The sequence below is a fragment of the Streptomyces sp. NPDC028314 genome (assembly GCF_055565795.1).
In genome coordinates this window covers 249,050-268,620 of sequence record NZ_JBVHTP010000008.1, presented here as the reverse complement: position 1 = coordinate 268,620, position 19,571 = coordinate 249,050, and the positions used below count along the sequence as shown (strand labels likewise).

Annotated in this window: 20 protein-coding genes; 12 read left to right on the top strand and 8 right to left on the bottom strand. The window is 72.4% G+C overall.

Features of this window, described 5'->3' with window-relative positions; genetic code table 11:
• Positions 1-39: 39 nt before the first annotated feature.
• Positions 40-807: a dioxygenase family protein gene (locus ACZ4TG_RS20300; RefSeq protein WP_468164855.1), complete on the top strand. Its 768-nt coding sequence runs from the start codon at positions 40-42 to the stop codon at positions 805-807.
• On the opposite strand, the gene ACZ4TG_RS20295 is transcribed toward ACZ4TG_RS20300, so the two are convergent.
• Positions 804-1,310: a GNAT family N-acetyltransferase gene (locus ACZ4TG_RS20295; protein WP_468164853.1), complete on the bottom strand. Its 507-nt coding sequence runs from the start codon at positions 1,308-1,310 to the stop codon at positions 804-806. The two genes, ACZ4TG_RS20300 and ACZ4TG_RS20295, sit on opposite strands and share 4 nt — an antisense overlap.
• Positions 1,311-1,550: 240 nt before the next feature.
• Between ACZ4TG_RS20295 and ACZ4TG_RS20290 the strand changes: the two genes are divergently transcribed.
• A complete protein-coding gene (locus ACZ4TG_RS20290) occupies positions 1,551-2,528 on the top strand; it encodes a sigma-70 family RNA polymerase sigma factor (RefSeq protein WP_468164609.1) in 978 nt (325 codons plus the stop codon).
• Positions 2,529-2,636: 108 nt separating this feature from the next.
• Here the strand turns inward: ACZ4TG_RS20290 and ACZ4TG_RS20285 are convergent, their stop codons facing one another.
• Positions 2,637-3,578 carry a helix-turn-helix transcriptional regulator gene (locus ACZ4TG_RS20285; protein WP_468164607.1) on the bottom strand — a complete coding sequence of 314 codons (942 nt, stop codon included), beginning with the start codon at positions 3,576-3,578 and terminating at the stop codon, positions 2,637-2,639.
• 62 nt (positions 3,579-3,640) lie between these two features.
• Between ACZ4TG_RS20285 and ACZ4TG_RS20280 the strand changes: the two genes are divergently transcribed.
• From ACZ4TG_RS20280 to ACZ4TG_RS20265, 4 genes are all read left to right on the top strand, one after another.
• Positions 3,641-5,221, top strand: coding sequence for an MFS transporter (locus ACZ4TG_RS20280; protein WP_468164605.1), 1,581 nt, complete (start codon positions 3,641-3,643; stop codon positions 5,219-5,221).
• A gap of 157 nt (positions 5,222-5,378) precedes the next feature.
• A complete protein-coding gene (locus ACZ4TG_RS20275) occupies positions 5,379-6,140 on the top strand; it encodes a DeoR/GlpR family DNA-binding transcription regulator (protein WP_468164603.1) in 762 nt (253 codons plus the stop codon).
• Positions 6,137-7,087 (top strand): 1-phosphofructokinase, encoded by a 951-nt coding sequence (gene pfkB / locus ACZ4TG_RS20270; protein ID WP_468164601.1) that lies wholly within the window; start codon positions 6,137-6,139, stop codon positions 7,085-7,087. The genes ACZ4TG_RS20275 and pfkB overlap by 4 nt, the downstream gene beginning before the upstream one ends.
• Positions 7,088-7,107: 20 nt before the next feature.
• Complete coding sequence (locus tag ACZ4TG_RS20265; protein WP_468164598.1) at positions 7,108-9,252, top strand: PTS fructose transporter subunit IIABC; 2,145 nt, start codon at positions 7,108-7,110, stop codon at positions 9,250-9,252.
• Between the two features lie 17 nt (positions 9,253-9,269).
• On the opposite strand, the gene ACZ4TG_RS20260 is transcribed toward ACZ4TG_RS20265, so the two are convergent.
• Positions 9,270-10,040 carry a DUF6227 family protein gene (locus ACZ4TG_RS20260; RefSeq protein WP_468164596.1) on the bottom strand — a complete coding sequence of 257 codons (771 nt, stop codon included), beginning with the start codon at positions 10,038-10,040 and terminating at the stop codon, positions 9,270-9,272.
• 192 nt (positions 10,041-10,232) lie between these two features.
• On the opposite strand from ACZ4TG_RS20260, the gene ACZ4TG_RS20255 reads away from it, so the two are divergent.
• Positions 10,233-10,874: a vitamin K epoxide reductase family protein gene (locus ACZ4TG_RS20255; protein WP_468164594.1), complete on the top strand. Its 642-nt coding sequence runs from the start codon at positions 10,233-10,235 to the stop codon at positions 10,872-10,874.
• Positions 10,875-10,985: 111 nt separating this feature from the next.
• Here the strand turns inward: ACZ4TG_RS20255 and ACZ4TG_RS20250 are convergent, their stop codons facing one another.
• The gene (locus tag ACZ4TG_RS20250; RefSeq protein WP_468164592.1) at positions 10,986-11,396 is read right to left on the bottom strand and encodes a rodlin; all 411 of its coding nucleotides are present in this window, start codon (positions 11,394-11,396) and stop codon (positions 10,986-10,988) included.
• Positions 11,397-11,690: 294 nt separating this feature from the next.
• Here ACZ4TG_RS20250 and ACZ4TG_RS20245 point away from each other — a divergent pair, with 294 nt between their 5' ends.
• The gene (locus ACZ4TG_RS20245; RefSeq protein ID WP_468164589.1) at positions 11,691-12,170 is read left to right on the top strand and encodes a hypothetical protein; all 480 of its coding nucleotides are present in this window, start codon (positions 11,691-11,693) and stop codon (positions 12,168-12,170) included.
• 168 nt (positions 12,171-12,338) lie between these two features.
• Positions 12,339-12,581, top strand: coding sequence for a chaplin (locus ACZ4TG_RS20240; protein ID WP_468164586.1), 243 nt, complete (start codon positions 12,339-12,341; stop codon positions 12,579-12,581).
• Between the two features lie 77 nt (positions 12,582-12,658).
• On the opposite strand, the gene ACZ4TG_RS20235 is transcribed toward ACZ4TG_RS20240, so the two are convergent.
• The 4 genes from ACZ4TG_RS20235 to ACZ4TG_RS20220 form a co-directional block, all read right to left on the bottom strand.
• Complete coding sequence (locus tag ACZ4TG_RS20235; RefSeq protein WP_468164584.1) at positions 12,659-13,003, bottom strand: hypothetical protein; 345 nt, start codon at positions 13,001-13,003, stop codon at positions 12,659-12,661.
• Positions 13,004-13,161: 158 nt separating this feature from the next.
• Positions 13,162-14,286 carry a chaplin gene (locus ACZ4TG_RS20230; protein ID WP_468164582.1) on the bottom strand — a complete coding sequence of 375 codons (1,125 nt, stop codon included), beginning with the start codon at positions 14,284-14,286 and terminating at the stop codon, positions 13,162-13,164.
• A 121-nt stretch (positions 14,287-14,407) separates the two neighbouring features.
• Complete coding sequence (locus tag ACZ4TG_RS20225; protein WP_468164580.1) at positions 14,408-14,641, bottom strand: chaplin; 234 nt, start codon at positions 14,639-14,641, stop codon at positions 14,408-14,410.
• A gap of 238 nt (positions 14,642-14,879) precedes the next feature.
• Positions 14,880-15,290 (bottom strand): rodlin, encoded by a 411-nt coding sequence (locus ACZ4TG_RS20220; protein WP_468164578.1) that lies wholly within the window; start codon positions 15,288-15,290, stop codon positions 14,880-14,882.
• Between the two features lie 424 nt (positions 15,291-15,714).
• On the opposite strand from ACZ4TG_RS20220, the gene ACZ4TG_RS20215 reads away from it, so the two are divergent.
• Genes ACZ4TG_RS20215 through ACZ4TG_RS20205 form a run of 3 tightly spaced genes read left to right on the top strand, consistent with a single transcriptional unit; the run spans position 15,715 to position 19,569 of the window.
• Positions 15,715-16,818: a DUF3344 domain-containing protein gene (locus ACZ4TG_RS20215; protein ID WP_468164575.1), complete on the top strand. Its 1,104-nt coding sequence runs from the start codon at positions 15,715-15,717 to the stop codon at positions 16,816-16,818.
• Between the two features lie 19 nt (positions 16,819-16,837).
• Positions 16,838-18,049 carry a glycosyltransferase gene (locus tag ACZ4TG_RS20210; protein WP_468164573.1) on the top strand — a complete coding sequence of 404 codons (1,212 nt, stop codon included), beginning with the start codon at positions 16,838-16,840 and terminating at the stop codon, positions 18,047-18,049.
• The gene (locus tag ACZ4TG_RS20205) at positions 18,046-19,569 is read left to right on the top strand and encodes an exopolysaccharide biosynthesis polyprenyl glycosylphosphotransferase (RefSeq protein ID WP_468164571.1); all 1,524 of its coding nucleotides are present in this window, start codon (positions 18,046-18,048) and stop codon (positions 19,567-19,569) included. The genes ACZ4TG_RS20210 and ACZ4TG_RS20205 overlap by 4 nt, the downstream gene beginning before the upstream one ends.
• The last annotated feature ends 2 nt before the right edge of the window (positions 19,570-19,571 follow it).

The following is a 19,571-nucleotide window of genomic DNA, read 5'->3' as shown; positions in this document are numbered from 1 at the left end:
GGCCCCGCCCGACGACTGAGGAGCGCCCCCGTGAACCGCATGCCGGCCCTGTACCTGAGCCATGGCGCACCCCCGCTGGCCGACGATCCGCTCTGGCCCGGCGAACTCGCCGCCTGGTCCGCCGGCCTGCCCCGCCCCCGGGCGGTCCTGATGGTCTCCGCCCACTGGGAGGAGGCCCCGCTGGCCCTCGGCGCCACCGAGACGGTCCCCCTCGTCTACGACTTCTGGGGCTTCCCCGAGCACTACTACCAGGTCCGCTACGAGGCCCCCGGCGCCCCCGGGCTGGCCGCGTCGGTACGGAAACTCCTGCGGGCCCCCGGCATACCCGTCCAGGACATACCGGACCGCGGGCTCGACCACGGGGCGTACGTCCCGCTGGTGGAGATGTTCCCCGAGGCCGACGTGCCGGTCCTGCAGATATCCCTGCCGACGCTGGACCCGGCCCGCCTGATGGACATCGGCCGCAAGCTCGCCCCGCTGCGCGACGAGGGCGTGCTGATCGTGGGCAGCGGTTTCTTCACGCACAACCTCGCGGCGCTGCGGCACACCGGCCCGGGCGTGCCCGGCTGGTCGGCCGAGTTCGACGCGTGGGGCCGCGAGGCGCTGGCCGCCTCCGACGTCGACGCCCTGCTCGACTTCGAGGCCAAGTCCCCCGCGGGCCGTCTCGCCCACCCCCGTACGGAACACTTCGCCCCGCTGTTCGTCACCCTGGGCGCGGCCGAGGCCGCCGGGGACCTCGGGGCGTCGCAGACCCCGGTCGACGGCTTCTGGATGGGCCTCTCGAAGCGCTCCCTCCAGTTCGGCTAGATTGCCGGACCGCCAAGGGGCTTCTCGTACCAGCGGACGTCCCAGTACCGGCCGAACTTCCAGCCGGCCTCGGTGAACTCCCCGACGCGGCGGAAGCCGAACCGCTCGTGGAGCCGTACCGACGCCTCGTTCGGGAGGGCGACGCCCGCGAAGGCCCGGTGGACCGGCTCGTCCGCCAGGGCGGCGAAGAGGGCGTCGTACAGGAGCGTGCCGATGCCCCGGCCGACCGCGTGCGGTGCGAGGTAGACGCTGACCTCCACCGAGCTGGCATATGCCGGTTTGGGGCGAAATGCGCTGCTTGTCGCGTATCCAGCTATTCGATCGCCAGTCCAGGCAACCAGAAGCCGGTGAGGGCCGTCTTCAGGGTGGGAGTGCAGCCAAGGGCGGCGCTGCTCCGGGGTGAAGGCGACCGTATCGAATGTGACGGCGGTCTCACGGACGTAGTGGTTGTACAGCTCCGTGAGGGAAGCCAGATCGGCTTCGACCCCGGGCCTGACCTGCACCTCTTCGAGTTCCGGCAGCACCGCGTCTCCTTCATGGCCATGAGGGTGACGGGGCAGGATACTGCAAGATCTCGGAAAACAGGGGGCAACGTGGGAATTCTGTCCCGTTTCCAGTCGTTGTTTCCTTCGGAAGCGGGCACTCGGGAGAGTGTCCGAGGACGCACACCGGATCCAGTGAGGTGTCCGACGCGTCCGGCAGCCGCACCGCGAACGAACTCATCGCATCGCAAGGGAGCACGCATGGCAACCCGCGCCGTCGCCCGTCGTCAGTCCACGAGCAGCGCCCGCGCTGTGGGCGGGGAGATCGCAGACCGTGACCTGGTCGGCATGTACCTCGACGAGATCGCGCGCACCCCGCTGCTCGATGCCGCCAAGGAAGTGGAGCTCTCACAGATCATCGAGGCGGGCGTGTACGCCCGGCAGATCCTCGACGGCGAGATAGACCGCGAGGGCGAGTCCCCGGCGCGCGAGGAGCTGGAGGCGCTGGCCGCCGAAGGCGAGCGCGCCAAGGAGGTCTTCATCCGCTCCAACCTCCGCCTCGTCGTGGCGGTCGCCCGCCGCTACCCGCGCAGCGGTCTGCCCCTGCTCGACCTGATCCAGGAGGGCAACGCCGGTCTGGTCCGCGCGGTGGAGAAGTTCGACTACGCCAAGGGCTTCAAGTTCTCCACGTACGCCACGTGGTGGATCCGCCAGGCCATCACCCGCTCCATCGCCGACCAGTCCCGCACCATCCGCCTCCCCGTCCACCTGGTCGAGGAGCTCGGCCGGATCCGCCGGGTGCAGCGCGAGTTCAACCGCGAGAACGGCCGCGACCCGGAGCACGCCGAGATCGCCGCCGAGCTGGACACCACCGAGAAGCGCGTGGGCGACGTCCTGGACTGGGCGCGCGACCCGGTCAGCCTCAACATGGCGGTGGACGACGAGGGCGACACGCAGTTCGGCGACCTGCTGGAGGACACCTCGGCGATCTCCCCGGAGCAGTCCGTGCTCTCGCTGCTGCGCAGCGAGGAGCTGGAGGACCTCCTGGGGAAGCTGGACCAGCGCACCGCGTCCATCATCAAGATGCGGTACGGCATCGACGACGGCCGGGAGCGTACGCTGACAGAGGTCGGCAAGCAGCACGGCCTGACCCGCGAGCGGATCCGGCAGATCGAGAAGCACGCGCTGCTGGAACTGAAGAAGATGGCGCGCGACACCGGCTTCGACGCCGTGGCCTGAGCGGCCCGCGAAGGAGCCCCCAGTACGAGCCCCCGGTGCCTAACCCCCCCAGGCGCCGGGGGCTCCCTCCATGCCGGACGCGGCGGCCCCGGCCCCGCCCCCGGACCCCTATCCGGCGGCAGCGGTCAGCCGCGCGGCCAGCTCCCGGGCGCCGGCCGCGAGGGCGGCCGGCGCGCACACCGTGAAGGCCAGCCCGGTCAGGGCCAGCCGGGCCGCCACCCATTCGGGGGAGTCCCCGGTCTCGAACCGCACCCGGCAGCCCCCGGGCTCCGCGACGGCGTCGGCCCGCAGCCACCCCGGCAGCGCGTCGGCCGGCGCCGCGAAGACCACCTCCACCGGATAGGTCCGGCTGCCCCGCAGCCCCCGCCCCACGAACTCCACGGGATCCATCGGCAGCTCCCGCGGTGCGAACCGCGCCCCCGTCGCGAACGGCTCGCTCACCCGGTCCACCCGGAAGGTCCGCCAGTCCTCGCGCTCCATGTCGTACGCGACGAGGTACCACCGGCTCCCCGTGCTCACCAGCCGGTACGGCTCCACGAGCCGCCGCGTGTCCACCCCGTCCCGCGCCCGGTACGCGAACCGCAGCCGCTCCGGCCCCGCCACGGCCGCCGCCATCGTCGTCAGGGTCCGGGGGTCCACCGTCGCCCCGTCCCCCCGGGTCACCGCGACCGTGGCCGACTGGAGGGCGCCCACCCGGTGCCGCAGCCGCGACGGCAGGACCTGCTCCAGCTTCGCCAGGGCCCGTACGGAGGCCTCCTCGACCCCCTCGATCGCATGCCCGGCCCCCGCCCGGAGGCCGACCGCGATCGCCACGGCCTCCTCGTCGTCCAGCAGCAGGGGCGGCATCGCCGCGCCCGCCACCAGCCGGTAGCCGCCCTCGGAGCCCAGCGTGGCCTCCACCGGGTACCCCAGGTCCCGCAGCCGGTCGATGTCCCGCCGGATCGTGCGGGCGCTCACCCGCAGCCGTTCCGCCAGCTCGCTCCCGGGCCATTCCCGCGGGGTCTGGAGGAGGGACAGCAGGGTGAGGAGCCGTGCCGGGGTGTCGTTCATGACATCAGGTTGCCAGCGAAATAGGACACCATCTGACCTACATGCCGTCTAGGTTTCTCCCCATGAGCACCGAGACAGCCAAGGCATCGCCCGAAAGAGAGAACGGGCCCGTACAAGAAGAGCGGAACGACGCCCTCCTTACCGCAGCAGACGCAGCAGACGCAGCCGACGCGGCTGACCCCTCCGGCGCAGCGGACGCGGCAGCGGGCGCACCCGCCGACCGCCGCCGCTGGCTGGCGCTCGCCATCGTGATGACCGCGGCCTTCATGGACCTCGTCGACGTCACGATCGTCAACATCGCGATACCCACGATGCGCGCGAACTTCGGCGCCTCCACCAGCGCGATCCAGTGGATCACCGCCGGTTACGCGCTGGCCTTCGCCGCGGGCCTGATCACAGGTGGCCGTCTCGGTGACATCTACGGCCGCAAGCGCGTCTTCCTCATCGGCATAGCCGGGTTCACCGCCGCCTCGCTGCTCTGCGGCATCGCCGCCAACCCCGCCATGCTCGTGACCTCCCGCGTCCTCCAGGGCGGCATGGCCGCCATGATGGTCCCGCAGGTCCTGGCGATCATCCACGTCACCTTCCCGCCGCACGAGCGCGGCAAGGTCTTCGGCATGTTCGGCGCGATCGTCGGCCTCGGTGCGGTCTCGGGCCCGATGCTGGGCGCGCTGCTCACCGAGTGGAACCTGTTCGACCTCGAATGGCGCCCGATCTTCCTGATCAACCTGCCCGTCGGCATCGCCGGCGTGCTCCTGGGCCGCAAGTTCATCACCGAGTCCAAGGCCCCCAAGGCCCTGCGCCTCGACCTGGTCGGCGTCGTGCTCGCCACCCTCGCCCTGGTGATGCTGATCTTCCCGCTCACCCACGGCCGGGAGAACGACTGGCCGTTGTGGGGCTTCGTCTGCATGGGCCTCGCGCCGGTGGTCTTCGCGTTCTTCATCGCCTACGAGAAGCACAAGATCCGCAAGGACGGCTCCCCGCTCGTCGAGCTCTCCCTCTTCAAGGTCAAGAGCTTCGCGGGCGGCATCGCCGTCCAGCTGACCTTCGGCATCGCGACGGGCATCTTCTTCCTGGTCTGGACGCTGTACATGCAGATGGGCCTCGGCTGGAGCGCGCTGCGCGCCGGCACCACCGGCATCCCCTTCTCGATCGCCGTCTCGGTCGCCGCGGGCATGTCCGTCCAGAAGCTCGTACCGCGCTTCGGCCGCAAGGTGCTCCAGGCGGGCGCCCTGACCATGGCCGCGGGCCTGCTCCTCTACATCTGGGAGTCCGACCACTACGGCATGGGGATCGCCTCCTGGCAGATGGCGGCCCCGCTGATCGTCATGGGCGCGGGCATGGGCCTGATCGTGGCCCCGCTGACCGACACCGTGCTCTCCCAGGTGCCGCGCGAGCACGCCGGCTCGGCCTCCGGCCTGATCAACACCACCGGGCAGATGGGCAACGCCCTGGGCCTCGGCCTCACCTCGGTCGTCTTCTTCGGGCTGATCGACGACGACATGGTCCTCGGCGCCCCGTACGTCGACGCCTTCCGCGGCGCGCTGTGGTGGGTCGTGGCGGTGCTCGTCGTGATCTTCGCGGTGATGTTCATGCTCCCGCGCAAGGCGGTCCCGATGGACGAGCGCGAGGGCGCCCACTAGGCACCACTCGGCACGACCGTCACATCTCGGCTCACGGGCATGTCCGCTTCTGTTGGCGGGCATGCCCGTTTGCTTTGTTTTTCAGCGAAACGGGCGTACCGTACAAGAGAACCCACACAGTCGGGCATCAGTCGGACCTGAACGGACCTGAAACCACGTGTACGCACCCGAGCGCCAGCAGGAGATCCTCCGCCTCGCCCGCGAGGCCGGCCGGGTCGACGTCCTCTCCCTCGCCGACCGCTTCCAGGTCACGGCCGAGACCGTACGGCGCGACCTGACCGCCCTCGACCGGGCCGGCCTGGTCCGCCGGGTGCACGGCGGGGCCATACCCGTCGGCCGCCTCGACTTCGAGCCGGACCTGACCGAGCGCGAGGCCACCTCCGCCGACGAGAAGGACCGGATCGCGGCTGCCGCCCTCGCGGAGCTCCCCGACGGCGGCAGCATCGTCCTCGACGCCGGCAGCACCGTCTCCCGCCTCGCGACCGCCATCCCGGTCGACACGGCACTGACCGTGGTCACGCACGCCCTGCCCGTCGCCGCCCGTCTCGCGGACCACCCCGGCATCGACCTCCACCTCGTGGGCGGCCGCGTCCGCCACCGCACCCGCGCCGCCGTCGACGCCTGGGCCCTGCGCGCGTACGCCGAGATCCGGGCCGACGTCCTCTTCCTCGCCACCAACGGCTTCACCGCGGACGGCGGGCTGACCACCCCCGACCTCGCCGAGGCCGCGGTCAAGCGGGCCGCGATGGCCGCCGCCCGCCGGGTGGTCCTCCTCGCGGACTCCTCCAAGGCGGGCCAGGAGCAGTTCGCCCGCTTCGGCGGCTTCGCGGACGTGGACCTGCTCATCACGGACACGGGGCTCGACCCCGCTCACAAGGCGGCGATCGAGGCCGCCGGTACGGAAGTTGTGCTCGTATGATCCTGACCGTCACCCCCAACCCCTCCCTGGACCGCACCTACGAGGTCCCCTCGCTGGACCGCGGTGACGTACTGCGCGCCACGGGCGACCGGGTGGACCCGGGCGGCAAGGGCGTCAACGTCTCCCGGGCCGTCGCGGCCGCCGGCGTCCGTACGACGGCGGTCCTCCCGCTCGGCGGAGCCCCCGGCACGCTGATCGCCGAACTGCTGGGCGCGCAGGGCGTGGACGTGACGGCGGTCTCCATCGCCGGGCAGACCCGCTCCAACATCTCCATCGCCGAACCGGACGGCACCCTCACGAAGATCAACGCGGCCGGCCCGGAACTCGGCCCCCAGGAGTCGGCGTTGCTCCTGGAGACGGTCCGCACCTGCGCGGGCAGCCCCGCCTGGATCGCCTGCTGCGGCAGCCTGCCGCGCGGACTGCGGCCCGAGTGGTACGCCGAACTCGTCGCCCGGGCCCATGAAGCGGGCGCCCGGGTCGCCCTGGACACCTCGGGCCCGGCCCTGCTGGCGGCGCTCCCGGCCCGCCCGGACGTCATCAAGCCGAACGCCTCCGAGCTCGCCGCCGCCGTGGGCCGCCCGCTGGACACCCTGGGCGACGTGGTCAAGGCCGCCGAGGAACTGCGCTCCCTGGGCGCGCGGGCCGTACTGGCCTCCCTCGGAGCGGACGGCCAGCTGCTGGTCTCCGACGAGGGCGGGTACTACGGCACCGCCCCCGTCGCCGAGATCCGCAGCAACGTCGGTGCGGGCGACGCGTCCCTGGCCGGCTTCCTCATCGCGGACGGCCGCGGCCCCCGGGCCCTCGCCTCGGCCCTGGCCCACGGCGCGGCCGCCGTGCAGCTGCCCGGCAGCGCCATGCCGACCCCCGCGGACCTGCGCCCCGACGCGGTCCGCGTCACCGAAGACCTGCCGCTGGACCTCCCCCTGACCGAACCCGCCACGGTCTGACGCGTACGAAGGAGCCCGCGATGAGCGAGATGATCACCCCCGAGCTGGTCGACCTCGACCTGTCCGCCGACTCGAAGGAATCGGCGGCGCGTGCGCTGGCGCGGCGGATGCTGTCGCTGGGCCGGATCGCGGACCTGGACGGGTTCCTGGCGGACGTGGCGGCGCGCGAGGCACAGATGCCGACCGGCCTGGAGGGCGGGATAGGCATCCCGCACTGCCGGAGCGCCCACGTCACGGCCCCCACCCTGGCCTTCGGCCGGTCCGCCGGCGGCGTGGACTTCGGGGCCCCGGACGGGCCCGCGGACCTGATCTTCCTGATCGCGGCCCCCGCGGGCGCCGATGACGCCCACCTGACGATCCTGTCCTCGCTGGCGCGGAGCCTGATGCGGCCCGAGTTCGTCGAGGCCCTCCGCGCCGCGGCGACCCCGGCGGAAGCCGCCGCCCTCATAGTCGGCACCGCGCCCCCCGCCCCCGCGTCCCCCGGCCCCGCCCCGGCCACCGCGGCCGCCCCGGCCGGGACCACTGCCGGGACCACCGCCGGGCCAGCGGCCGGGACCACTGGGACCACCGCCGAGAGCGCTGCCGGGCCAGCCGCCGGGACCGCTGCCGGGACCGCCGGGACCGCTGCCGAGAGTGGCGCAGGGGCCGCCGCGCGGGCCGGGTCCGGGCCGTTCAGCGTGGTGGCGGTCACGTCCTGTCCCACCGGGATCGCGCACACCTACATGGCGGCCGAGGCCCTCCAACAGGCCGCCGCCGAGGCCGGGATCGAGATGGCGGTCGAGACCCAGGGGTCGGCCGGCTTCACCCGCCTGACCGCGGAGCGGATCGCCGCCGCCGACGCCGTCGTCCTCGCCCACGACGTACCCGTCCGCGACCGCGCCCGCTTCGCCGGCAAGCCCACCGTCGACGTCGGCGTCAAGGCCGGCATCAACCGCCCCGCCGAACTCCTCGCGGAGGCCCGCGACAAGGCGGAACGCGGGGAGGTCGAAGCACACGCCCCCACCCCCGTCGAACGGCAGGGCCAGGAGGCCGACGGCTACGGAGCCCGGCTGCGGACCTGGCTGATGTCCGGCGTCAGCTACATGGTTCCGTTCGTCGCCGCCGGCGGTCTGCTCATCGCCCTCGCCTTCGCCATCGGCGGGTACGAGATCAACGAGGCGCCCTCCGTCGCGGACCACTTCGTCTGGACCGAGGCCGTCAGCTGGGCCGCCCTCCTCTTCCAGACCGGCGGACTCGCCTTCGGCTTCCTCGTCCCCGTCCTCGCCGGCTACATCGCCTACGGCATGGCCGACCGCCCGGGCCTCGTCCCCGGCTTCGTCGGCGGCGCCGTCGCCCTCACCATCAACGCCGGCTTCCTCGGCGGTCTGATCGCCGGCCTGATCGCGGGCGCCACCGTCCTCGCCGTACAGCGGCTGAGGATCCCCGCCGCCCTGCGCGGGATCATGCCCGTGGTCGTTCTCCCGCTCATCGGGTCGGCCGTGACCGCCTTCCTGATGTTCCTGGTCGTCGGCAAGCCCGTCGCCGCGCTCCAGAAGGCGCTCACCGACTGGCTGTCCGGCCTCTCCGGCGCCAACGCGATCATCCTCGGCGTGATCCTCGGCCTGATGATGTGCTTCGACCTCGGCGGCCCGCTCAACAAGGTCGCGTACGCCTTCGCCATCGGCGGGCTCGCCTCCCCCAACGAGGGCAGCCTGAAGGTCATGGCCGCCGTGATGGCCGCGGGCATGGTGCCGCCGCTCGCGATGGCCCTCGCCACCACCGTCCGCGGCCGCCTCTTCTCCAAGACCGAGCGCGAGAACGGCAAGGCCGCCTGGTTCCTCGGCGCCTCCTTCATCAGCGAGGGCGCCATCCCCTTCGCCGCTGCCGACCCGCTGCGCGTGATCCCGGCCGCCATGGCCGGCGGCGCCGTCACCGGCGCCCTCTCGATGGCCTTCGAGTGCACCCTGCGGGCCCCGCACGGCGGCATCTTCGTGATCCCGCTGATCGGCAACCCGCTCCTCTACCTCGTGGCGATCGCCGCCGGTACGGCGACCGGCGCCGGCCTGGTCATCCTCCTCAAGGGACTGCGCAAGCAGCCCGAAGCCCCGGCCGAGGCCACCCCCGCGACCACCGCCGCGGCCCGGACCGAGGAGGCCGGGAGCAAGCCGGTCACCGCCGCCGCCTGACCCCTCCGGCCGTTACGTCACCGGACCCGCGCGCGCAGCCGCATCGCTCCGCGCGCGGCGTCCTCGCTCTCGTACACCTCGCACATGTGCCGCCCGTCCGGCGTCGCCGTGTGCTCGACCTCCCACAGGCTGATCTCGGTCCCGTCCAGCAGGACGAACGCGTGCTCGTACAGGCTGAATCCCGCGTCCCGCCCGGAGGCCAGGGACTGCCGCCCGCCGAACGCCTGGGTGATCTGGTGCGCGTACGCCGACCGCAGCCGCTCCGTCAGCCGCTCGCCGGGCCGGTCCACGTTCTCCGCGCGGCGCAGGACCCGCCGGGCGTGGTCGGCGGACTGCTCCACCGTGTACTCCCGGTGCCGCCGCGCCGGAGCCGGAGCCGCGAGCAGCCCGCTCAGCGCCGCGTCGTCACCCGAGGGCTCCTCCTCGGCCGAGGACAGCGTCAGATCCCGCGCCACCTGCGACGGGGCCTCGCCGAACAACCGCGCCACCGCGAGGCACAGCTCAGCCCTGCTCGCGAACAGTTCGTGCCGGACGGCCCGGTCGCCCTCCTGCCGGTACACCAGCTCCCACAGCGACTCCGGGCTCCCGTCGGCCAGCAGGTACGCGTGCCGGTGGGTCTCCCGCCACAGCCGCGCCGACGGGCTGTGGTGCGTGGTGGTCAGCGAGGAGCTGTGGGCCAGCGCCGTACCGAGGCGCTCGACCAACGGGTCCGGCAGGTCGAAGGAGTTGAGGGCGCGGCCCAGGAGTCGCTCGAGGTGCGCCTCGGTTGTCTCGTACGGATCGCTCAAGGTGGGTCTCCAGGCCGTCGCAGCTTGTCACTTCGCGAGAGCTCAACGTAACCCCTGGCTCTGACATCACGTCCGGGGTTCGGTAAAACGTCCGGGAAGCTTCCGGGGTTCCCGCCACCCCTTCAGGTCAACTTACGTACGGATAGGCATGGTTAGCCCCGGTCTGGGGCACAGCGCGCGACTATGGGGGGCATGGCAACGAACACAGTGGGCGTCCCGCGTCAGCAGGGCCGGCCCGGAAAACAGCCCGAGGACGAACCGGTCGCGGCCTCAAGGGCGTTGGCATGGCTGCTGGTGCTCACCGGGGCCGCGGGGGTGCTGGCCTCCTGGGTCATCACCCTCGACAAGTTCCTCCTGCTGGAGGACCCGGACTTCAAGCCCGCGTGCAGCCTCAACCCCGTGGTCTCCTGCGGCAGCGTCATGAAGAGCGAGCAGGCCGCCGCCTTCGGCTTCCCCAACCCCATGCTGGGGCTGGTCGCCTACGGGGTCGTGGTCTGCGTGGGCGCGGGCGTGCTGGCCGGGGCCCGCTACCGCGGCTGGTTCTGGCTCGGGCTGAACGCCGGCACCCTCTTCGGCACCGGCTTCTGCGCCTGGCTGATGGCCCAGTCCCTCTACGAGATCAACGCGCTGTGCCTGTGGTGCTGCCTGGCCTGGGTGGCGACGCTGCTGATGTTCTGGGCGGTCACCGCGCACAACGTCCGTACGGGAGTCCTCCCCGCCCCCGGCCCGCTGAAGGGGTTCTTCACCGAGTTCGGCTGGGCCCCGCCCGCCCTGCACATCGGCGTGATCGGGATGCTGGTCCTCACCCGGTGGTGGGAGTTCTGGACGGGCTGACGGGCTGACGGGCGGACGGCATGCGAGGGCCCCGGCAGCTGGAGGCTGCCGGGGCCCTCGTCACATCGCTCCACGGGCGCCAGTGGCCCGGACCGTGAGGGGAAGCTGGGGTCAGCTGCCGATGGAGCCGTTGCCGGACAGGACCGGGATGTTGTCCAGGATGTGCGAGAGCGGCTCGTCGCCCTTGGCCTGGGTGGAGTTCTCGGTGCACTGCTGGTTCTGCGGGTTGGACAGGACGTTGATGTCCTGGACGCCGATGTTGACCGCGGCGAGGATCGACTGGGCGTTGAGCTTGGCCGGCAGGCCGATGCAGGGCTTGTTCAGGGTGCCCTGGACCAGGCTGAGCTGCGGGCTCAGGTCGCCGTGGGTCTTCTGGTTGCCGTAGATCTGCTGGGCGCCGTTGCCGTTGATGGTGGTGACACCGCCGTCGTTGCCGATGGCCATGGCCGGGGCGGCGGCGGCAGCGCCGGCGCCGACGGCGACGGCGGAGATCGCGGCGGCGGTCATGATCTTCTTGAGCATCATTGGTCCTTTTGTCGCACGAGTGCCCGCTAGTGGAGCGCCCTGGTCAACTGCCCCGTGGCGGGGTTGGTTCCGCTGCTTCACTCAAACGGCCCGCTTGGGGCGCGCTTTTCCCCGCCTGGGGTGAGAGGTCCCCGGACGCGTGCGCGAAGCCCGTACGAAGCCCGCAGGAAACCCGCCACGAGGTCCGCGGGCGCCCGTGCTCCGGTTGCGGTCGGTAGAAGGTGTTCGCACGGTGGGTAAGGAAGCGGATCGCTCGGGTCCGTCATCGCGCGACCACCAGAAGGAACATCCATGCAGCGCAACAAGCCGTTCCGCACCCGCGTCCTCGTCCCGTCCGCCCTCGCGGTCGTCATACTGTCCGGCGCGGCCGCCCCCGCGGTCGCCGCGGACGGTGAAAGCGCCGGCGCGCTCACGCGACGGGTGGAAGCCGTTCAGAAGCAGATCGAGGGGGCGGAGAAGCGGGCGGCAGCGGGCCCGATCGACGACCTCCTCGCCGGCCTCGGCAAGACGCTGGAGGATCTGCTCAAGTCCCTGCAGGGCCTGCTGCCCGGAGTCACGCTCCCGCCGATCCAACTCCCCAAACTCCCCACCCTCCCCGACATCCCGGTGATTCCGACTCTGCCGATCGAGATCCCGAAGATCCCGGAGATCCTGATCCCGCAGCTCCCCACCGTTCCGGCCGTGCCGCCGGTGGACACCGTCCCGGAGATCCCGGAGATCCCGGAGATCCCGGAGATCCCGGGGATCCCCGAGATCCCCGAACTGCCCTGACCGTCGGCGGGGTGGCGGAGGGCGGCCGGAACGGGTGGCGTGGTTACGACTATTGGGCTGAACAGGTCTGATCGCGGCCCTACCCGTGTCGTCAGGGAAACCTGAACCGTTTCGCTCGGTGTGAGCCCCGGGATCGGGGCAGGACATCGAAGAGAAGGTGCACTTCCCATGAACTCTGCTGCCAAGAAGGCCGCCGTGGCCCTGGCCTCCGCTGGTCTCGCTGTGGCCGGCGCCGCGGGCGCCGCTTCCGCCGACTCCTCGGCCGAGGGCGCGGCCGTGGGTTCCCCCGGTGTCCTCTCGGGCAACCTGGTCCAGGTGCCGGTCCACGTGCCGGTCAACGTCTGCGGCAACTCCGTGAGCATCATCGGCGCGCTCAACCCCGCCTTCGGCAACATCTGCGTCAACGACTGATCTCCGGTCGGCACAACCGACTGTGGGCGCCCCGGCCTCGCCGGTGGCGCCCACAGTCGTATCGGGTCCGCGCGGACTCAGTGGCCGCCGTTGAGCTGTACGCCGCCGAGCGCCGGGGAGGCCTGGGTGGCCGTGTTGGCGAGGCCGAGCGCGGTGCCGGGGAGGTCGTTGCGGGCCTTGTTGACCGACTGCACCGTGCCCACGACCCGGTTGACGCCCTCACCCTGTTCGGCCAGGCCGTTGCCCACCGTCTGGGGGAGCGACTCGGTGACGGGGCCGGCGGCGTTGAGGGTCTCCGTCACCCCGCTCGTCAGGCTCATGGGGGGCATCGCGGCCGGGGTCTCGGAGGCGAAGGCGGGGGCCCCGGCGCCGAGGGCGGCCACGGTTCCGGCGACGACAGCGGCGACCTGCTTGAACTTCATCTTCAAAAATCCTTTTCCAGCGGCGACCGTCGCGCCGCTTTCGACCTGGCTAACGATTCCCGGCCGGTACGGAAACGCGCGAGCGAACACGGCAACGGCCGGAGAATCCGACAAGGGATTCTCCGGCCGATATTTCTTCTGATTACCGGTATTGCCGGTCAGGCGATACGGGAGCGCCGGTACAGAATGGCGCCGCCCAGGATCAGGGCCGTCGCCAGGGCCGCGGCGGCTCCGGTCTGGCCGGCTCCGGTGGCGGCCAGCTCCTGTGCGACCGCGGCCGCGGGGACGGCGGCCATCGGCGGGAGGGCCGGCGCGGGGACGGGCGCGGGCGGCGGGGCGGCGGCCGGAGCCGGAGCCGGTACCGGAGCCGGGGGCAGGTGGACCGGGAAGTCACCGGCGGGGGCGGCCGGCGGCTGGTCCGCGGGACGTACGACCTCCGGAGCGGGCGCCGGAGCGGGCCGGAGGACCGGCTGGCTCCCGTGCGGCGGCGCGGGCGCGGGGCCCTCCTCCGCCACGGGCGGTACGGGCGCCGGGAGCGGCCTCGGGGCCTCGTCGACCGGGGCCGGGAGGGGGACCGGGGCGGGCAGCGGCGCGGGCTGCGCCTCGGGCTGCGGGGCCGGCAGCGGCTTCGGGGCCGGGTGCTCCGCGCCGGGCGCCGGCTCGGGGTGCGGCTTCGGCGCGGGGGGCGCCGGGTGCGGCACCGGGGCGGGGTGCTCGGCCTCCGGCCTCGGCTCGGGCCTCGGCGGGCCGACCGGGGGGTGGTCGTCGCACTCCTCCTCGCCCGAGCCCCCGTAACCGTCCTCGTGCCGGGCCTCGTCGCGGCGGGGAGCGGCGTGCTTGGGGGCCGCGTGCCGGGGCGCCGCGTGCTTGGGAGGCTGCGCGCGGGGCTCTTCGAGGCGCCGTTCCTCCCGGCGCTGCTCGGGCAGCGCGTGCCGGCCGCCCTGGCGCTCGTCGAGGTAGCGTTCGAAGGCCTCGGCGTTCTCGGGGCTGAGGTGGCGCCCGTAGTCGTGGCCGGCGTCCGAGCCGGTGGTGGTGGCGCAGGTGTTGCCCATCGCGGGGTTGAGCGCGGCACCCCCGTCCACGCTGTTGCCGCACACGTTCGGCGCGAAGGTGATCGGTACCGAGACGCTGTTGCCGGACAGCACGCCCGGCGAATGCGAGGCCTCGGCCGTCGCCCCGGGGTGTGCGTAGGCCGCGCCGGCCGCGATCGACAGCAGGCTCGAAGCGGCGGCCGCCGTCAGCATCCCCTTGCCCAGTACCTGTCGGCTCAGTACCTGTCGCATGGGTCCTTCCCTGTCTACCGGCGCTGGGGCCGGTGCTGAATCGAAGGTGGCCCCGAAGTGCACCGCCGTGCACTCCGAGGCCACCCCGAGGAGGTCTGCCCTTGCGGGCACAGGCACTTCGTCAGTCGTTGAGGCAGGTGTTGCCGAACGCGGGGTTCAGCAGCGCGATCACGTTGACGGTGTTGCCGCAGACGTTGACCGGGACGTGCACCGGAACCTGCACGAGGTTCCCGGAGGCCACGCCGGGGGAGCCGATCGCGTGGCCCTCGGCGGCCGAGTCGGCCATGGCGGGGGAGGCGGCACCGGCGGCCATCAGAACGCCGGCGGCCAGCACCACTGCCTTCTTGTACGTCATTTGTTTTCGATCCTTCCCGCAGAGGCGTATCCACTGCACAAATAACAACGAGCGGCGCCGGGAAAAGAAACCGCAGTTTTTCGGGAGATGCTCCGCAATTCACTCCGATGCCTGCCCGGTAATGGTGTGCGGGCCGGTGAATGAGAGGGATTTGCGCGGACTTCTGAATTCACGCCCCCCGCATGCGGCGAGGCCGCCGCGACCCGGAGGTGCGACGGCCTCGGCGGCACGGGTGCGATCAGCTGCCGGCGGAGACGTTGCCGGAGAGGATCGGGATGTTGTCCAGGATGTGCGACAGGGCCTCGTCGCCCTTGGCCTGGGTGGAGTTCTCGGTGCACTGCTGGTTCTGCGGGCTGGACAGGACCGGGATGTCCTGGACGCCGACGTTGAGCAGGGCCAGCACCGACTGCACGTTGGCCTTGGCGGGCAGGGCGATGCAGGGCTTGTTGAAGGAGCCCTGGATGAGCGCCATCTGCGGGCTCATGTTGCCGTACGTGGCCTGGTTGCCGTAGATCTGCGCGGCGCCGTTGCCGTTCACGGTGGTGACGCCGCTGTCGTTTCCGATGGCCATCGCCTGGGGGGCCATGGCGGCACCGATGCCCACGACGGAGGCGGCAACCGCTGCGCCGGCCACAAGCTTCTTGATCATTGTCGTCCCTTATTTGCAGGATTGCCCGGTACTGGAGCACCCGGGTCAACGGCGCCGCTCCGGTTCGGGTTGCGTGTCTTCACCCGGATGCCGAAGTTTCGGGCTCCGCGGTTGACGTCAGGCGTTGACGCGGGGGTGCCGGAGGCGGGGTTCGGCGGGGCGGTCGCGTCGGCGGTGTCGCCGCGGAGGTGCGCCGGGACGCCGGCGGGCACCCGGAGCGGGTCGCCGCCCGGGACACCGGGCTTCATCTCCGCTTTCCCTTATCGGTTCGAACAATGGTGCAACGGCATAACGACCCGCCCACTGCGAGGGTGCGTGTTATCGCCCAAAAGGCCGTACGAGCGAGTCCGACGTGATTTCGAGCCTGATTTCTGACAAAGTTCACTCCTGTTTTGTCCCCTTGATCGAAAATGGAGACAGGGTCATGGGTTCCTCCCGCAGAATCCTCGGCGCGCTCGGTCTGCTGTCCTGCCTCACACTTTCGGCGAACGCCCCCGCGGCCGGTGCCGCGGTGCCCGCCGGACCCAACGAATTGCCCCGCGTACCGTTCACTCAGCGTTACCAGGCCGTGCAGCACGGCGGGCTGGTACGGGCCTCGAACTCCGGGATCAGCTGCCGCAAGGAGGAGTCTCCGCAGGCCGAGCCGTGCGCCGATGTGAAGCGCGGCGCCGCAGGGGTCAACAGCGACTTCGAGATGTTCTACAGCGAGGTCGACAAGGACCCCGACACCTACAACTCCACCCGGGCGGAGCTCAAGGTCCCGCAGGGCGCGAAGGTCTCGTACGCCCGGCTCTACTGGGGCGGGAACCTGCGGGTGGGGGAGCAGAAACCGCCGGAGGACAACGGCCGGGTGCTGGTCTCCGAGCCCGGGGGCGCGTACAAGGAGGTCCTCGCGGACACCGTGATCGGACACCGCAGCGACGCGGGCAGCGATGCCTACCAGGCCTCGGCCGACGTCACCCCGCTGGTGCGCAAGGGCGGCGCGGGGATGTGGACGGTGGCCCAGCTCAACATCGCGATGGGGCACTCGGAGGTGGGTGCCTGGGGCGGCTGGACGCTGGTCGTCGCGTACGAGCACCCGCAGGAGCCGCTGCGCCGCGTCTCGGTCTGGGACGGGTTCGAGGGGCTGGCCGGCGGTGCCGGCGAGGCGGCCGGGGAGACGGTCGAGCTCGCCGGGCTGGACGCGCCGGCCGGGGCCACCGGCAAGGCCGGGGTGGTCGCCTACGACGGGGACCGCGGGACCCTCGGGGATTCACTCACGGTGACGGCCGACAGCGGCCGTCGGGTGAGCCTCAGTGATTCGGAAAATCCGTTCAATGATGTGATGAATTCGACGATCTCGGAATTCGGACGTCCCTCATCGGTACGACAGCCCGACTATATGAATAATCTCGGATATGACGCGGACGTGTTCGATCTGAGCCCCGCCCTGTCCGGTGGTGCCCGCAGCCTGAGCTTCAAGTTCACGGGCGAAAGCCAGGGCCAATTCCTCGGTGTGCTCTTCGTTCAGACAGACGCGCGCCGCTGAACGTAGGAGACCGCTCCACGTGTCGAAAGACAGTTCCGCCGCACAGCCCCCCACCTCACCGACGATCACCGTCCTCCACCTGGTCCAGCCCGTGGACGGCGGGGTCGCCCGGGTCGTCACCGACCTCGTCCGGGCGCAGACCGCCGCCGGCCTGCGCGTCCTCGTCGGCTGTCCGCCCGGCGGACAGCTCGCCGACGGCGTCCGCGCCGCCGGGGCACAGGTGCTCACCTGGCGCGCCGGTCGCTCCCCCGGGCCCGGGCTGCCCGCCGAAGTGGTCGGCGCCGCCCGGCTGATCCGCCGGGTCCGGCCCGATCTGCTGCACGCCCACAGCGCCAAGGCGGGGCTCGCGGCCCGGCTGGCCGTACGCGGCTCCGTACCGACGGTGTTCCAGCCGCACGCCTGGTCCTTCGACGCCGTGGGCGGCGCCACCGCCGCGCTCGCGCTGCGCTGGGAGCGGTTCGGCGCCCGCTGGGCCGACCGGGTGCTCTGCGTCAGCGAGTCCGAACGCCGGGCCGGTGAGTCCGAGGGCATCACCGCCCGCTGGTCGGTGATCCGCAACGGCGTGGACCTCGGCCACTTCCGCCCGGGCGGACCCGACCGCGACCGGGACCGGGCCGAGGCCCGCGCCGGACTCCCGCTGCCCGCCGCCTTCCGGGGCGACGCACCACTCGCCGTCTGCGTCGGGCGGATCTGCCCGCAGAAGGGACAGGACATCCTGCTGAGGGCCTGGCCGGAGCTGCTGGGCACCGTGCCCGGCGCCCGCCTCGCCCTGGTCGGCGACGGCCCCGACACCGAACGGCTGCGCCGCACCGCGGCGCTGTCCGGCACCGGCGTGCTCTTCGCGGGGCCCGCCCGAGACATCCGACCGTGGCTTCGGGCCGCCGATCTCGTTGTACTGCCGTCGCGGTGGGAAGGCATGGCGCTCGCCCCGCTCGAAGCCATGGCCTGTGGCCGCCCGGTCCTGGTCTCCGACGTCAGCGGTGCCCGGGAAAGCCTGCCGCCCGGCCAGGGACGGCTGTGCCTGGTGCCGCCGGAGGACCCGACGGCACTGGCCAAGGCCCTGGGACGGCTGCTGGCCGAACCGCGGCTGCTCGCCGAACTCGGGGAGCAGGCCCAGCAGCACGCCCGGACCGAGTTCGACGTGCGGCGAACCACGGACGCGGTCACCGGTCTGTACCACGAACTGCTGGGCAGGCCCCGGCCCTTGAACCAGGAGCGCATCAGCCGATGACGATGGACAGCGCACCCGCCCGGCACACCGGGCAGGGTGGCACGGGGCCCGCCGGCGGCAGCGCCTTCGCGCCCGCGCCACACCCGGCAGCCCGCCGTTCCGTGACCGCCATCCACCCCCCGCGCGGGCCCAAGGCCGAGCAGGCCCGGCCCGCCGTCCGGCCGGAGCGGGCCCGCCGCCGCGACCGGGTCGTGCCCCTGCTGACCGCCGACGCGCTGGCCGCCGTACTCACCGCTTCGGCCGTACCCGGGCTGGGGATCCCGGCCGGGGCCGCCCTGCCCCTCGCCGGGCTCCTCGCCACCCTGCACGCGCACGCCGGGCTGTACCGGCCGCGGCTCGCGCCGTCCGCGCTGCTGGAACTGCCGACGCTGGCCGGGCGCAGCGCCGTCCTGTGGTGCGGGGCCGCCGCCGTCGCCGCCGCCCTCGACCCGCACCACACCATGGGCTGGAGCGTGCTGCTCAGCGCCGTCTGCCTCCAGGTCGTCCTGGTCTGCGCGGGCCGCGGCCTCGTGAACCAGCTCCACCGGCGGGCCGCCGTCCGCCGGCCCGCCTCCGCCCTGGTCGTCGGTCCCGGCGAGGGCGCGGGCGCCGTCGCCGCCGCCCTGCACGGACGCCCCGAGTACGGGCTGCGGCCGGTCGGCATCGCGGACACCGGCGCCACGGACGGGGAGAACGGCCAGCTGCCGGTGCTCGCCACCCACGAGGACGTCCGGCGCGCCGTCATCCAGAACTCCGTCCGGCACGCCGTGTTCACCCGCCCGCCGGAGTCCGACGAGCGCACCGCCTCGCTGGTGCGGCTCTTCCACGACCACGGCTGCCGGCTCTGGCTCGCCGACCCGGCCGGCACCGCCAAGGTCACCGGCATGAGGGTCGCGCAGCCCGCCGACCAGCTGTGGGGATACGCCGTACAGCCGCTGCTGCCGCGCCCCGCACGGCCGTTGGAGCGGTACGCGAAGCGGCTCATCGACTCCTCGCTCGCCGCGCTGGCGCTGCTGGCCGCCGCACCCGTGATGGGCGCCTGCGCCCTGGCCGTACGGCTCTCCGACGGACCCGGCGTGATCTTCCGGCAGGAGCGGGTCGGCCTGTACGGACGCCCCTTCACCCTGCTGAAGTTCCGCACCCTGAGCGCCGACCCGCACGAGTCCGCCACCCGGTGGACCGTCGCCGGGGACCGCCGGATGAGCCCCATCGGCTCCTTCCTGCGCAAGTCCTCGCTGGACGAGCTGCCGCAGCTGTGGAACGTCGTACGGGGTGACATGAGCCTGGTCGGTCCGCGCCCCGAGCGGCCCTTCTTCGTCGCCAAGTTCAGCAGCATCCACCCCGGTTACGAGGCCCGGCACCGGATGCCCGTCGGAATCACCGGCCTCGCCCAGATCAACGGGCTGCGCGGGGACACCTCGATCGAGGACCGGGCCCGCTTCGACAACCACTACATCGACACCTGGTCGCTCTGGCAGGACCTGTGGATCCTGGCCCGTACCGCGGCCAGCTTCTTCCGATTCCGGCTGGGGGGCAGCTGAGC